This window comes from Bradyrhizobium sp. Ai1a-2 (assembly GCF_000426245.1).
Lineage (GTDB): Bacteria > Pseudomonadota > Alphaproteobacteria > Rhizobiales > Xanthobacteraceae > Bradyrhizobium.
Genome location: NZ_AUEZ01000011.1, coordinates 105,211 through 118,762 on the forward strand (window position 1 = coordinate 105,211; position 13,552 = coordinate 118,762).

Sequence of the window (13,552 nt, forward strand, 5' to 3'; positions counted from 1 at the left end):
CCTCACGCTTCCGGTGCTTCCGGCAGTCCGCCATAGGCGGCCCATGTAGAGCCCGCGATAAAGCCGGCATCGACAGGCAGGTTGATGCCGGTGACGCCGCTGCTCTTTGGCGAAAGCAGCCAGACGATCGCCTGCGCCACTTCAAACGGCTCGACCAGCCGGTTCATGGCTGATGGCCGCGACAGCAGTTCCTTGTCGAGCGCACCCGAGGCGATGCCGGCTTCCAGCATCGCCGTGCGGGTAAAGCCCGGCGATACCGCGTTGACGCGCACGCCGACCCGGCCCCATTCGGCGGCAAGCGTCTGCGTGATCTGGATGATGCCGGCCTTCGCGGCGGTATAGGCGTGGATCGGGCCGGAGGTCATGCCGGCGACGGAGGCGACATTGACGATGGCGCCGCTTCGTCGCGCGGCCATCCGCACGCCGACGCCGCGCGCGACCATGAAGGTGCCGCGCAGGTCGATATTGACCTCGCGGTCCCATTGCTCCATCCGCACGCGCTCGATCCGGTGCATCTTGCCGAACACGCCGGCGGCATTGACGAGGCCGGTGATCGGGCCGTGCGCGGCCTCGATATCGGCAATGCCGGCCGTGACGGTTGCTTCGCTCGCGACATCGAACGGGGCAGGCCACAGGATGGCATCGGTCCCGACCAGCGGCTCGGGCGCGATGTCGACGATCACGACGCGCTGGCCCTGGTCGGCAAGCAGCGTGGCGGTGGCGGCGCCGATGCCGCGACTGCCGCCGGTGACGAGAACGAGGCCGTCAGTGCTCATGACCGTTATCCTCACTGGTTGCGTTGAACAGCCCGCGGGTCACGAGCTTCCGGTAGGCGGAGATCACGTGATCGGGCGGGGCGGTGACCTTGCCGCCCGTGTAGGAATAGCGGCGGCTGAGATAGCCGCGCGCGCCCATCAGCATCTGCACGATCGCCTCGAACTCCTCGTCGCTGAAATCGATGATCTCGCCGGCCTGCCGCGCACGGCGGAGGATGCGCACATAGGCGGTCGAGATATTGTCGAAATGCTTCTGATAGCCGATCGGCGCAAAGAATTCGGCTTCGTTGAGGATGCGCAGGAACTCCGGCACTTCGAGGATGAAATCAAAGAAGGCGCTGAAGCGCTCGATTTCCTGCCGCGCCGTGTGCGCGGTGCCGGTGCGCGCGTGGATGAAGCGCACCATATCCAGTCCAATCTTCGGCAGGAGTTGCTCGAGCAGTTCCTGGCGATTCTCGAAATGATTATAGAAGGTGCCTTGGGCGACGCCGGCTTCTTCGGTGATGCGGGCGACGGAGGCTTCGGCGTAGCCATATTTGCCGACCACCTTGGTCGCGGCGTCGAAGATCTTTTGCTTGGTCCAGGCGTTGCGCTCGACCCGGTTCAGCTTGGTGACCTTGAGGGGCGCGGCGTGCGGTGCTTGGGTCATGCAGCGGTCTCCAGTTCAGCGCGCAGCACGCGCTTGAGCACCTTGCCGGAAGGGTTGCGCGGCAGGCTGTCACGGATGATCAGTTGTTTCGGCACCTTGAAGCCGGCGAGTCGCGCGCGGCAGTAGTCCCTCAGCGCGGGAAGATCCAGCGTGGCGTCTTCCGCCAGCACGACGATCGCGACCGGCTTCTCGCCCCAGCGCTCATCGCGCAGGCCGATGACGGCGACCTCACAAACCTCGGGCATTTCATAGATGACGCGCTCGACCTCGGAGGAGGCGATGTTCTCGCCGCCGGAGATGATCATGTCCTTCTTGCGGTCGGTGAGATAAAGGAAGCCGTCCTCGTCGAGATAGCCGACGTCGCCGGTGCGGAACCAATCTCCGAAGAAAGCGGCGGCGGTCTTCTCCGGATCGCGCCAGTATCCTTTCGTGATCTTTGGACCGCGCAGGCAGATCTCGCCGTTCTCGCCGGGTGGAAGCCGGTTGCCTCGATCGTCACGGATCTCGACCTCGACATGGGCGATGGCGCGGCCGGTTGAGCCGATCTTCTCGATCTCGCGGCCTGGCTCCATGAAGGTGTCGCCGCCGACGCTCTCGGTCAGACCATAGGCGTCAATGTAGCGGGCATTCCTGAAATAGTCGGAGAAGGCGCGGATGCGCAGCTCCGGGGTTTTCTCACCGCCGCCGATCGCCCATGCGAGACTCGAAACATCGTAGCGGTCGCGCGTAGGGCAGGTGAGGATCGCGGTGGTCATCACAGGGGCGAACCATGCCGCGTTCAGCTTCTCCGCTTCGATCGCGGCGAGCGCCTGTTCGGGCTTGAACTCGCGATGGACCGAGAGCATGCCGCCATGCCACAGCACCGCAATTCCGGGAAGATCGAGCGCGCCGACGTGATAGAGCGGGCCGACGACGAGAAGGCGCGTATCCGCATTGAGGCCGAGCACCAGCGTCTGGTCGGCCGACTTCCAGTATATGTTCTCGTAGCTGAGCATCACGCCTTTGGGACGATCGGTGGTGCCTGACGTGTACATCAGCCGCATCAGGTCCTGCGGCAGACGGACATGCATCGGCGCCGGCGCGATGTCGGGTGCGAGTCGCGTGGCAGTCGATTGCGCGGCCTCATCGAGCGGCACGATTGGCGCGCTACCTGCAGTGATCGCGGCGAGCTCTTCGTCCGCTATCAGGATGCGCGCGCCGGAATTGCCGACGATGTAGCCGACCTCATCGGCGGAGAGGCGATAGTTGATCGGCAGGAACACCGCGCCGATATGGCTGGTCGCAAAGACCAGTTCGAGAAAGGCGGCGCTGTTCTTCATCAGTACCGCGACGACGTCGCCCGGACCGATCCCGCGAGCGGCGAGCCAGCCGGCCACCCGGCGGATGCGCTCGTCGAAGCTGCCGTAGGAAATGTCCTCGCCGCGATATTTCAGCGCACACCGATCAGGCGTCCGCTTGGCATGAAAGGCGATGAAGCTCGAAAGGTTGATCATCTGCCGCTCAAAGGGCCGTTTCGGCCTCGTTTGCTTCCCCGATGAACTATGACTCGTAATTCATCTTTGGCTTGACGTCACCCCCCTCGCTCTGAAATCCTCGTGTGCACGGAGACGAGATGATCTCCGGCAAGGGAATAGGGAACGACAACCCGACTGGGAGGGGAGAATGAAGAGAACCCGTCAACCGGGCATCAGCCGCCGTGCGACTCTGGCGCTGATGGGCGCCGGTGCGGTGACGATTGCTGCGCCATGGGTGGCGCGCGCGCAGGCCAAGACCATCAAGATCGGCATGCCGACGATTCTGTCGGGCCGCGTTGCGCAACTCGGCACATCCTCGCGCAACGCCGTGCTGCTGGAGGTCGAGAAGGTCAACGCCGCGGGCGGCCTGGCCGGTCGGCAGATCGAGATGGTGATCCGCGACTCCAAGGGCCAGCCGCAGGAAGCAGCCCGTATCGCGCGCGAACTCGTCAACACCGACGGCTGCGAGATGCTGTTTGACGGCGAGGCCTCGTCCGGATCGTTCGCCGTTCACGAAGTGGCGCGCGACCTCGGCGTGCTCTGCATCCACACCTGCTCGGAAGCCTCCTCGCTGACCGCCGATCCAAAGCAACATATTCCGAACGCGTTCCGCTGCGTCCGGCAGGGCATCCATGATTCCATCGTCGGCGGCAGCTATGCGGCTGCGATCGCGAAAACCAAGGGCCTGAAGAAATGGGCGACCTGCTCGCCGGATTATGCCTATGGCCGCGATACCACCGGGGAATTTTCGCTCTATCTCAAGCGCTTTGCGCCCGACGTCGAGATCATCAGCGAGTCCTGGCCGAAGCTGTTCCAGCCTGACTACACCGAGGTGGTGACGAAGATCCTGCAGGCGAAGCCGCAGGCGCTATATACGTGCCTGTGGGGCGGCGATCTGACGTCATATATCGACCAGGCCAACATCTATGCGCTGTTCACGCAGATGGAGGTCTTCGCCGTCAACATGGCTGATTACACCGCGCTCACGGTGGTGAAGAACCTGCCCAAAGGCATTCACTCCGGCAACCGCTACATCAAGACGTTCCCGAAGACACCGGAGAACGCCGCATGGGGCGACGCCTACCGCGCGAAGTACAACGAGTATCCGACCAACTGGTCGTGGCAGAATGCGACTGCGGTGATGCTGCTCACGGAAGCCGTGAAAAAAGCCAACTCCACTGACGGCAAGAAGGTCGCGGAAGCGCTGCGCGGGCTGACGATCAAATGCCCGTTCGGCGCCGACGGCACCGTGACGATGCGCGGCGAGGACAATACGCTGGTTGGCTACGCCATCGGTTGGGGCACCACGATCCCGCAGGAACCCTATGTGCCGGAAGTGAAAGCCGGCGATTGGAAGACCATCTTCGAACTCGAAGCCGAGTGGAAGAAGAGCAAGGGCTACACCTGACCGATCTGTGAGTGGAAGCGCCGATCGTTTCCACTCACGCCTCGCTGAGTTTGCGCGCCGGCGGTCTCGGCGCGCTCAGATGGAAATGCTGCATTGGATATAGACGCGCTCGCTGGCTGCCTCGCCAGTCCGGCCTGTCTGGTGACGCAAACCACCAGCGGCCTCATCATCGGTATGCTGCTGTTTCTCGTCGCCGTCGGGCTGACGCTGATCTTCGGCGTGCTCAAGGTCGTCAATTTCAGCCACGGCGCCTTCTACATGTTCGGCGCCTATTTCGCGATGACGGCCTACCAGCTCACGGACAGCTTTACGCTGGCGATGCTTTGCGGCGCGGCGGGCACGGCGATCCTGGGCCTGATCTTCGAGCGCGTGTTCATGAGCCGCGTCTATGGCGCCGACGTGCTGATGCAATTGCTGGTCTGCTACGCCTTCGTGCTGATCTTCGACGATGTCGTACGGATGGTGTGGGGACCCGAATTCAAGTCGATGGGCATGCCGTCGGCGTTCCAGGTGCCGCCGCTGTTCATCGCCGGCGGCGTCGTGCCGCCGTATTATCTGCTGCTGATCGGCGTTGCGCTGGCAGCCGCCATGGTGCTCGGCCTCGGGCTTGCTCGCACCCGGATCGGCAAGGTGATCCGCGCGGCAGCCCACAATCCGGGGATGGTGTCGGCGCTCGGCATCAATACCGGCCTGCTCTATGGCGGTGTGTTCGCGCTCGGCGGCATGCTCGCCGGGCTTGCCGGGGCGCTCGCGGCGCCGGTGCGTTCGCTGACGCCAGGAATGGGATTTTCGGTGCTGATCGAATCCTTCATCGTCACCGTCATTGGAGGCATGGGCTCGATCCTGGGCGCGCTGATCGGAGCGCTGCTCATCGGCCTGATCCGCTCGTTCGGCTCGCTGGGCTTTCCCCTTTTTACCGAAGGCCTGATGTACCTGTTCATGGTGATCGTCCTGGTGTCGCGGCCGACCGGCCTGTTCGGCAAGGAGGTCGCATGACCGAGCTGCAGGCTGGTCGCGCGTCGGAGACCTTGAGTGCGCCGCGTATCGAAACGCGCTCGTTCCGCTCGCGTTATCGCGACATTCTGGTCGCGCTGGTCGCCTTTGCGGTGCTGGCGGCGCTGCCGTTCTTCTTCGGCAGCAAGGCGCTGCTCGATTTCGTGATCCGCTGTTCGGCGTTCGGCCTGTTCGCGACCTCGCTCAATTTGCTCGTCGGCTACACCGGCATGATTTCGTTCGGCCACGGCATGTTCTTCGGGCTCGGTGCCTATGGCTTCGGCCTGCTGATGCAGCGCACCGGCGTGCCGATACCGGTGGCTTTTGTGGCGACGCTCGCGATTACTGCCGTTTTCGCCGCGATCATCGGCGCGATTTGCGTCCGGCTGAAGGAGATCTATTTCGCGTTCGTCACGCTGGCATTCCAGATGCTGATCCACTCGACGATTCTGACCTGGGCGTCGCTGACCGGTGGCGATCAGGGACTGCGCGGCGGCATCCCGCGGCCGGTGTTCCTCGGCATCGATCTTGCCAACCATGTGCATCTCTACATCACGAGCTGCGCGCTGCTGGTGCTCGGGTTGCTCTTGATGCGCCAGATCGCGCAATCGCCGTTCGGCTATACGCTGCGCATGATCCGCGACAATGCCCGGCGCGCGAGTTTCATCGGCATCGATGTCTGGCGCGCCAAGCTGACGATCTTCGTGCTGGCGGCGCTGTTTGCGTCCACCGGCGGCATGGTCATGGCGCTGTTCGTCTCCGGCGCCTATCCCGAATTCGCCTACTGGACGATTTCGGGCGAGGGCATCTTCATCAACATGCTCGGCGGCGTCACCACGTTCCTGGGACCGATGGTCGGCACGGTGCTGCTCCTGATCCTCAACGACACCGTCACCCGCTTCACGGAATATCATGGCATCGTGCTCGGCCTCGTGATCCTGTTCTTCGCCATCGGCCTGCGCAAGGGCCTGATGGACTATCTGCTCGAGTGGTACGCGCAGCGGCGCGACGGGCGAGGGGAGCGCGGCTAGCCATGTTGGATATTCGCGGGCTCTCAAAGTCGTTCGGCGGCGTGAAAGCGACTGATGACGTTTCGCTTGACTTCGCCGACGGCTCGCTGACGGCCGTGATCGGTCCAAACGGTGCCGGCAAGAGCACGTTCTTCAACCTGATCACGGGTGCGCTCAGGCCGGACTCCGGCCAGGTCCTGCTCGAAGGCGTAGATCTCGCCGGCAAGTCGCCATCCGACATCGTGCGCTATGGCATTGGGCGGGCGTTCCAGGTCGCCAGCATCTTTCCGTCCCTTACCGTGCAGGAAACCATGCTCGCCGCCGTCTGCGCGGATCAGCGCCGCTCAACCGTGCTGCATCGGCGTTTTCCCCTCGCCGAGACGCGGGATCGTGCTGAGCACGCGATGGAGTTGCTTGGCCTTGCCAACAAGCGCCACCGCACCGCCGCGACACTCTCGCATGGCGACCAGAAGCTTCTGGATATCGCGCTGGCGCTGGTGCTCGACCCAAAAGTGCTGCTGTTGGACGAGCCGACGGCCGGCATGGGCACCGAAGAGCGTTGGCGGATGATCGACAAGGTCCGCGAACTCTGGGAGGCGCAGAAGATCACGGTCGTGTTCATCGAGCACGACATGGACATCGTGTTCAAGATCGCGCCCAGGATCGTCGTGCTCTGCTACGGCCGCATCCTTGCGACCGGCACGCCAGACGCCATCAGGCGCAACGAAGCGGTGATCGAGGCCTATCTTGGCACCGAGGAACATGCCGAGGCCGTGACATGAGCGCCTTGCCAGTCGTGCAGGTCGAAGATCTCGACGTCTACTATGGCACCAGCCAGATCCTGTTCGGCGTCGGCCTGTCGGTGCGGCAGGGCGAGACGATGGCGCTGCTTGGCCGCAACGGCGCCGGCAAGTCCACCACCATGAAGGCGATCATGGGGCTCGCGCCGGCCCGTCGCGGCAGGGTGACGCTGAACGGCAGGACTGTCTCCGGGATGAGGCCGCATCGCATCGCCCGTGCCGGGCTCGGCTTTGTCCCCGAGGACCGCCAGATTTTTCCGGAGCATACGGTCGAAGACAATCTCGTCATCGGCCAGAAGAAGGGGCCGAACGGCGAGGATGAATGGTCGATCCGGCGCATCTATGACGTGTTCCCGCTGCTCGAGCCGTTGCGCTACCGGATCGCGGGTCGGCTGTCCGGCGGCGAACAGCAGATGCTGGCGATCGCGCGGACGCTGATGGGCAATCCGGCGCTGCTGCTCCTGGACGAGCCGAGCGAGGGGCTGGCGCCCATCATCGTACAACGGATCGGCGAGCTCTTGCGGCAGCTTCGCGCGACCGGCGCCACGGTGTTGATCGCCGAGCAAAACATGCATTTTTGCCTTGGCCTTGCGAGCCACGCGACGGTTATCGACAAGGGCCAAATCGTCTACACATCTCCCATCGAAGAGCTGAAGGCCAACGACAACATTCGGCAGCGCTATCTGGCGCTGTAGCCTTCAGCCCCATGGGGAGGATGAATGGCGGTTGAAAGCAGGCTGGCGCCGACGCACGAGGCGCCCTATCGCGGCCTTCGCGTGCTCGATTTCGGACAGGGCATTGCGTCGCCGTATTGCGCGATGCTGCTTGGCGTTTACGGCGCCGACGTCATCAAGGTCGAGCCGCCCGAGGGTGACTGGTCACGCTATCTCGGTACGACCTATGGCAACCACACCACGCTGTCGGCGGTCTACAACCGCGGCAAGCGCAGCCTGTGCCTCGACCTGAAGCACAAGGATGGGATCGCAATTGCCCAGAAGCTGGCAAAGGAAGCCGACGTCCTGATCGAAGGTTTCCGGCCGGGCGTGGCCGCGCGGCTTGGACTTGGTTATGAAGCGCTAGCACGCGACAATCCCGGCCTGATCTATCTCTCGGTCAGCGGCTTCGGGCAAAGCGGGCCCTATGCCAAGCGTCCCGGATCGGATTCCGTGGCGCAGGCCTTTTCGGGTCTGGTCTCGATCAATGCCGGCACGGATGGGGTGCCGCACCGGGTCGGCACCACGATCTCCGACATCGTCACCGGCGTCTACGCCTTCCAGGCCATCGCCACCACGCTGTTCGCGCGGGCGACCGTGGGCACGGGCCGCTGGATCGACGTCAATCTCTGCCAGTCGACGGCGGCGCTGCTGGGCCACAAGGTTGCGGAGTTCATTCTCGAGGGCGGCGCACCGCGCGCACTCAACGTTCCAGCCGGCACCTACCAGGCCAAGGACGGCTGGATGATGGTCACGCTGGTGAACGAAGCGCAGTACAAGCGGCTCTGCACCGCGATCGGACGCGACGACCTCGCCACCGATCCGCGCTTTGCCGATTTCGCCCGGCGTGCGGATTCGGCCGACGCGCTGATCTCGCAGCTGCGGGAGGTGTTTCTCACCCAAACAGCCGACGCCTGGCTGACACGCCTGCATGCGGCCGATATCATCGCGGAGCGCATCCTCAATCCCGGCGAATGGCTGAGGAATGCGCACGTCGAGGCAACCAGGGCTGCGGTCTGCCAGGACACGCCCGGCGTCGGCCCGGTCTACACGCCTCGGACGCCCGGGATCGCAAGTCGTTCAGAGGACGATTTATGTCCGGCGCCGGATATTGGACAGGACAGCTTCGAGGTCCTGACAGAGGCTGGTATCGACAGCGCGGTCATCGATGAGTTGATCGCGAGCGGTGCGGTGCGTCAGTCGCGGCCAAATGGAGGTGACGCATCATGAGCAACAAACTCGTCCGCTACTCGGTTGCCGACGGTATTGCCGAGATCATGCTGGATCGCGCGCCGGTCAACGCGCTGAGCCTGTCCTTGATCGACGCGCTGTTGGCCGCATTGCAGACGGCTAAGGACGATGCCGCCGTGCGCGCCGTGATCATCGGCAGCGCTCACAAGGTGTTTTGTGCCGGGCTCGATCTCGATATCGTGCGCGGCAAGCCGGCGATCGAGACCAAGGGCTTTCTCGAACGCCTCTACTTCGCCCTCAACGACGTCCAGTACCGGATGGGCAAGCCGACGATTGCCGCAATCGACGGTGCCGCGCGGGCCGGCGGCATGACCATTGCCATATCCTGTGACATGATCATTGCCGGCGACGCCTCGACCTTCGGCTATCCGGAGATCGATGTCGGGCTGATACCAGCGCTGCACTTCGTGCATTTACCGCGGCTGGTCGGAAAGCACCAGGCGTTCGGGCCATTGTTTCTCGGCGAGCCGTTCGATGCCGCGACAGCGTTCCGCATGGGCCTCTTGAGCGAAGTCGTGCCGAAGGGAACCGCGCTCGATCGCGCCCGCGAGGTCGCCCGAAAACTCGCCGCCAAGTCGCCGATCGTGATGAAGATCGGCCGCGACGCCTTCATGCGTGCGGTGGATGCGGATTACCGCCGCGCGATCGAGAATGCGGCCGAGAGCTTTGCGCTCGTCGCGACGACGGAGGATTGTCAGGAAGGATTGAACGCGTTCGTCGAGAAGCGGACGCCAAACTATCGGGGACGCTGATGGCAGGGCTATATTTCGAGGAGTTCGAGGTCGGGCGGGAATTCCATCATGAATTCAGCCGCACCGTGACCGAGATGGACAATACGATGTTCAGTCTCTTGACCATGAATCCGCAACCGCTGCATCTCGATGCTCATCTCGCCGAGAAGACAGAATATGGCCAGCGGCTGTTCAACAGCCTCTATACGCTCGCCATCATGATCGGCATGAGCGTCTATGATACGACGCTCGGCACCACCGTCGGCAATCTGGGCATGACGGATGTGAAGTTTCCGAAGCCGGTGTTTCACGGCGATACGCTGCGGGCGCACACCAGGATCGTCTCGAAACGCCCGAGCAAGTCGCGGCCGACCCAGGGGCTCGTGGAATTCGAGCATACCATGACCAACCAGCGCGGCGAGGTGGTGGCGAGCTGCCGCCGAACCGGCTTGATGCTCTGCAAACCGAAGGCGTGAGGCGATGCGCTCGTTCCTGTTCGTTCCCGGCGACAGTGTCCGGAAATTCGAAAGCGCCAAGAAGACGGCCGCGGATGCCCTGATCCTCGATCTCGAAGACTCCATTGCGCCGGAGCAAAAGATGGCGGCGCGCGGCATTACGCGCGAGATGCTCAATTCGCGCAATCCGGATCAGAAGATGTATGTCCGCGTCAACGCGCTTGATACCGACATGACGCTGGGCGATCTCGCAGCCGTCATGCCGGGAAAGCCCGACGGCATCGTTCTGCCGAAATGTGCCGGTGCCGCCGACGTCAACAAGCTCGCGCTTTATCTCGATGCGTTCGAGGCGGCATCCGGCATCGCGCAAGGCACGACGCGCATCGTGACGGTTGCGACCGAGACGGCGCGGGCGGTGCTGAAACTGCTCGACTTCGAGAATATGAGCCCGCGGCTGTGGGGCATGATGTGGGGTGCCGAAGACCTCGCCGCGTCTCTTGGAGCGTCACGCAACCGCACGGGTAACCGTTTTCACAGCCCGTTCTGGCTGGCGCGCGATCTCTGCCTGATCAGCGCGGCCGCCGCCGGCGTCGTCGCCATCGATACGATTGCGACAGACATCAATGATATCGAGGCGCTGCGAGAGGAATGCATCACGGCGCGGCAGGATGGTTTCCTGGCAAAGGCGGTGATCCATCCAAAGCATGTCGACGTCGTCAATGCCGCTTTCATGCCGACCGATGAGGAGATCGCGTGGTCGGAGCGCGTCGTCGCCGCGTTCGCGGGCAATCCATCCGGTGTCGTGAAGATGGATGGCAAGATGCTGGACAAGCCGCATCTGCGCGCCGCGGAGAAGATTCTGGCGTCGCGGCGGGGGTGAGGTGCGTGGGGTGGGCAAAGCGAAGCGTGCCCACCTATTCCGGCACCAACCGTGAATGGTGGGCACGCTTCGCTTTGCTCACCCTACGAAGCTGGGTTGATCAACGCTTCCTCAGCGGCAAGCCGGGCAATCTCGTCCTCCGTAAATCCCGCTTCGCGCAGGATGTCCTCGCCGTGCTCGCCGAGCCGCGGTGGATGGTGGCGGATCCGGGGCGGGGTCTTGCTCCACGTCGCGGCGGGGCCGGCGAGGCGGAGTGCTCCTTCGGTCGGATGCTCGATGGACTGGATGAGTCCGACCGCGGCGAGATGCGGATCGTCGATCAGGCTGTCGAGATCATGCAGCGGAGCGTGCGGAATATCGGCCTCTTCGAGCAGTTTCATCCATTCGGCGGTGCTGCGGGTCTTCATCACCTTTGAAAACCAGTCGTAGACGAAATCATAGTTCCGCGTGCGCGCTGAAATGCTGTTCAGCCGGGGATCGCGATCAGCTTCGTTCTCCAGGCCGATCTTGCGAAAGAAGGCGTTCCACTGCTTATCGGAATATACCAGCGCGCAGATATAGCCGTCGCTGGTCTGGTAGGGACGGCGGTCCGGCGACAGTAATCGCGAATAACCGGGCGGGCCGATGGGCGGCTCGAAACTCCGGCCGGCCATGTGGTCGCCGAGCACGAACTGCGCCATGGTCTCGAACATCGGGATTTCGATTGCCTGGCCTTCGCCGGTGCGGTCGCGATGGATCAAGGCGGCGAGGATCGCATGGGTGGCGTTCAGGCCGACGATGCGGTCCGCCATCGTGGCCGGCGAGTAGCGCGGCTCGCCGGTGATCTTGCCCGTGAGCGCTGGCAGCGCGGTCAATCCCTGGATCAGATCGTCATAGGCCGGCCGCCCGGCATAGGGGCCGGTCTCGCCGAAGCCGTGCAGGCTCGCATAGACCAGCCGCGGATTGACCGCGAGCAGATCATCCGCGCCGAGCTTGAGCCGCGCCATTGCGGCCGGCCGGACGTTGTGAACGAACACATCGGCCGAGGACGCGAGCCGCAACAATGCCTCACGCCCGCTCGGCTTCTTGAGATCGAGTACGATGGAACGCTTGTTGCGGTTGCCCTGCAGGTACATCGCGCCCATTCCCGGATGGCGCATCGGCGCGGCATGGCGCATGACGTCGCCATCGGGACTTTCGACCTTGATGACGTCGGCGCCATAGTCGCCAAGGATCATGGTCGCGTAGGGCCCCATCATGACGCTGGTGAGATCGATCACCTTGAAGCCGGCGAGGGGACCCGCCGGCTTCGTCGCGCCGTCTTGAGCGCGGCCGGTCAACGGCCTGCAGCCAAAGCTTCGGTGAACGCCTTGAACACTTCGGTGCCCGGCTTGCCGCGCTTATTGATGTCCTTTACCCAGTCCTCGGCGACGGACTTGAAGGCGGTATGGAACTGTTTCTTGTCGTCAGCGCTGAAGTTGATGACCTTCATGCCCTGCGACTTGATCTTCTCCGTTGCGGCCTTCTCGCCATCCTCGAACCGCTTACAGCCTTCGCGCGTCGTCTGCTCGCCGGCTTCGACCAGCGCCTTGCGCACGTTCTCGGGCAACGAGCGGAACTTGGCTTCGCCCATCGAATAGGTGAAGATCGCGGTGCCGAAATTGAGCCCTTCGGTACCGGATTTCAGGATCTTGCCGAAATCGTAGGACACCGAGCTCTGGTAGGAGAAGATCAATCCGTCGAGTGTGCCACGGGTGAGCGACTCATAGATTTCGGGCGCCGCCATCCGCACTGGCACCGCGCCGATCGAGCGCGTCATCAGGTCCATTGCGCCACCGGTGGTGCGGATCTTCAGGCCTTCCAGGTCCTTTGCAGTCTTGACCTCGCGGCTGTTGGCGAGCTGCATCTGATAAGCGGGCAATGCGATCGTCACCAGCGGGCGGAGCTGGTTCGGAGCGAATTCCTTGGCCTCGAGGATGCCGCCATTGTGGGAGACCTTGTAGAACGCAATCGACCCTTGGCATTCCGTCTCGAAGATGCCCGGCAGTTCGGCAACCGCGGTCAGCGGATATTTGTCGGATGAATAGGAAGGCACCACATAGGAAACGTCGGCGACGCCGGCGACAGTGAGTTGCGCCATGTCCTTGGCCTTGCCGAGTTGCTCGGCGGGGAAGTGCTGGAAGGTGACCTGGCCGTTGGTCATCTTGGTCACGAGCTCGGAGAATGGCTTGCCGACCAGCTCATGGATAACGTGGCCGTTGGGAAGGCTGTCGGCCAGGCGCAACGTGATCTTCTCTTGAGCGAGGCTTGGAGACGTCGCGGCGGCGACCATGAGCGCAGCAAGGACGAAGCGTCTCTGCAGACGAACCTTCATTTTGTTTCCTCTCCTTTTT

14 protein-coding genes are annotated in these 13,552 nt (G+C 63.3%); 9 read left to right on the top strand and 5 right to left on the bottom strand.

Translation table 11 applies throughout. The annotated features are described in order from the left end of the window. Positions 1-2: 2 nt before the first annotated feature. Genes K288_RS0110560 through K288_RS0110570 form a run of 3 tightly spaced genes read right to left on the bottom strand, consistent with a single transcriptional unit; the run spans position 3 to position 2,918 of the window. The gene (locus K288_RS0110560; protein WP_027579520.1) at positions 3-776 is read right to left on the bottom strand and encodes an SDR family oxidoreductase; all 774 of its coding nucleotides are present in this window, start codon (positions 774-776) and stop codon (positions 3-5) included. Further along, a complete protein-coding gene (locus K288_RS0110565; RefSeq protein WP_027579521.1) occupies positions 766-1,425 on the bottom strand; it encodes a TetR/AcrR family transcriptional regulator in 660 nt (219 codons plus the stop codon). Before K288_RS0110565 ends, K288_RS0110560 begins: the two co-directional genes overlap by 11 nt. Beyond that, on the bottom strand, positions 1,422-2,918 hold the full coding sequence (locus K288_RS0110570) for an AMP-binding protein (protein WP_027579522.1): 1,497 nt from the start codon (positions 2,916-2,918) through the stop codon (positions 1,422-1,424). Before K288_RS0110570 ends, K288_RS0110565 begins: the two co-directional genes overlap by 4 nt. A gap of 169 nt (positions 2,919-3,087) precedes the next feature. Here K288_RS0110570 and K288_RS0110575 point away from each other — a divergent pair, with 169 nt between their 5' ends. The 9 genes from K288_RS0110575 (at position 3,088) to K288_RS0110615 (ending at position 11,180) form a co-directional block, all read left to right on the top strand. Then, positions 3,088-4,347, top strand: coding sequence for an ABC transporter substrate-binding protein (locus tag K288_RS0110575; protein WP_027579523.1), 1,260 nt, complete (start codon positions 3,088-3,090; stop codon positions 4,345-4,347). Between the two features lie 93 nt (positions 4,348-4,440). Continuing rightward, positions 4,441-5,343, top strand: a complete 903-nt coding sequence (locus K288_RS0110580) for a branched-chain amino acid ABC transporter permease (RefSeq protein WP_027579524.1) — start codon at positions 4,441-4,443, stop codon at positions 5,341-5,343. Further along, positions 5,340-6,371, top strand: coding sequence for a branched-chain amino acid ABC transporter permease (locus K288_RS0110585; protein WP_027579525.1), 1,032 nt, complete (start codon positions 5,340-5,342; stop codon positions 6,369-6,371). The genes K288_RS0110580 and K288_RS0110585 overlap by 4 nt, the downstream gene beginning before the upstream one ends. Positions 6,372-6,373: 2 nt before the next feature. After that, complete coding sequence (locus tag K288_RS0110590) at positions 6,374-7,132, top strand: ABC transporter ATP-binding protein (RefSeq protein WP_027579526.1); 759 nt, start codon at positions 6,374-6,376, stop codon at positions 7,130-7,132. Further along, complete coding sequence (locus K288_RS0110595) at positions 7,129-7,845, top strand: ABC transporter ATP-binding protein (RefSeq protein WP_027579527.1); 717 nt, start codon at positions 7,129-7,131, stop codon at positions 7,843-7,845. Before K288_RS0110590 ends, K288_RS0110595 begins: the two co-directional genes overlap by 4 nt. Positions 7,846-7,869: 24 nt before the next feature. Beyond that, entirely contained in the window at positions 7,870-9,093 is a 1,224-nt protein-coding gene (locus tag K288_RS45200) for a CoA transferase (RefSeq protein ID WP_043159593.1), read from the top strand. Then, positions 9,090-9,866, top strand: coding sequence for an enoyl-CoA hydratase/isomerase family protein (locus K288_RS0110605; protein ID WP_027579528.1), 777 nt, complete (start codon positions 9,090-9,092; stop codon positions 9,864-9,866). Before K288_RS45200 ends, K288_RS0110605 begins: the two co-directional genes overlap by 4 nt. Next, complete coding sequence (locus K288_RS0110610) at positions 9,866-10,321, top strand: MaoC family dehydratase (protein WP_027579529.1); 456 nt, start codon at positions 9,866-9,868, stop codon at positions 10,319-10,321. Before K288_RS0110605 ends, K288_RS0110610 begins: the two co-directional genes overlap by 1 nt. Before the next feature lie 4 nt (positions 10,322-10,325). Next, the gene (locus tag K288_RS0110615) at positions 10,326-11,180 is read left to right on the top strand and encodes a CoA ester lyase (protein WP_027579530.1); all 855 of its coding nucleotides are present in this window, start codon (positions 10,326-10,328) and stop codon (positions 11,178-11,180) included. Positions 11,181-11,263: 83 nt separating this feature from the next. On the opposite strand, the gene K288_RS0110620 is transcribed toward K288_RS0110615, so the two are convergent. Both K288_RS0110620 and dctP read right to left on the bottom strand, forming a co-directional pair. Continuing rightward, positions 11,264-12,499, bottom strand: coding sequence for a CoA transferase (locus K288_RS0110620; RefSeq protein ID WP_084799545.1), 1,236 nt, complete (start codon positions 12,497-12,499; stop codon positions 11,264-11,266). Beyond that, a complete protein-coding gene (gene dctP, locus K288_RS0110625; RefSeq protein ID WP_043159596.1) occupies positions 12,496-13,533 on the bottom strand; it encodes a TRAP transporter substrate-binding protein DctP in 1,038 nt (345 codons plus the stop codon). Before dctP ends, K288_RS0110620 begins: the two co-directional genes overlap by 4 nt. Positions 13,534-13,552 lie beyond the last annotated feature (19 nt).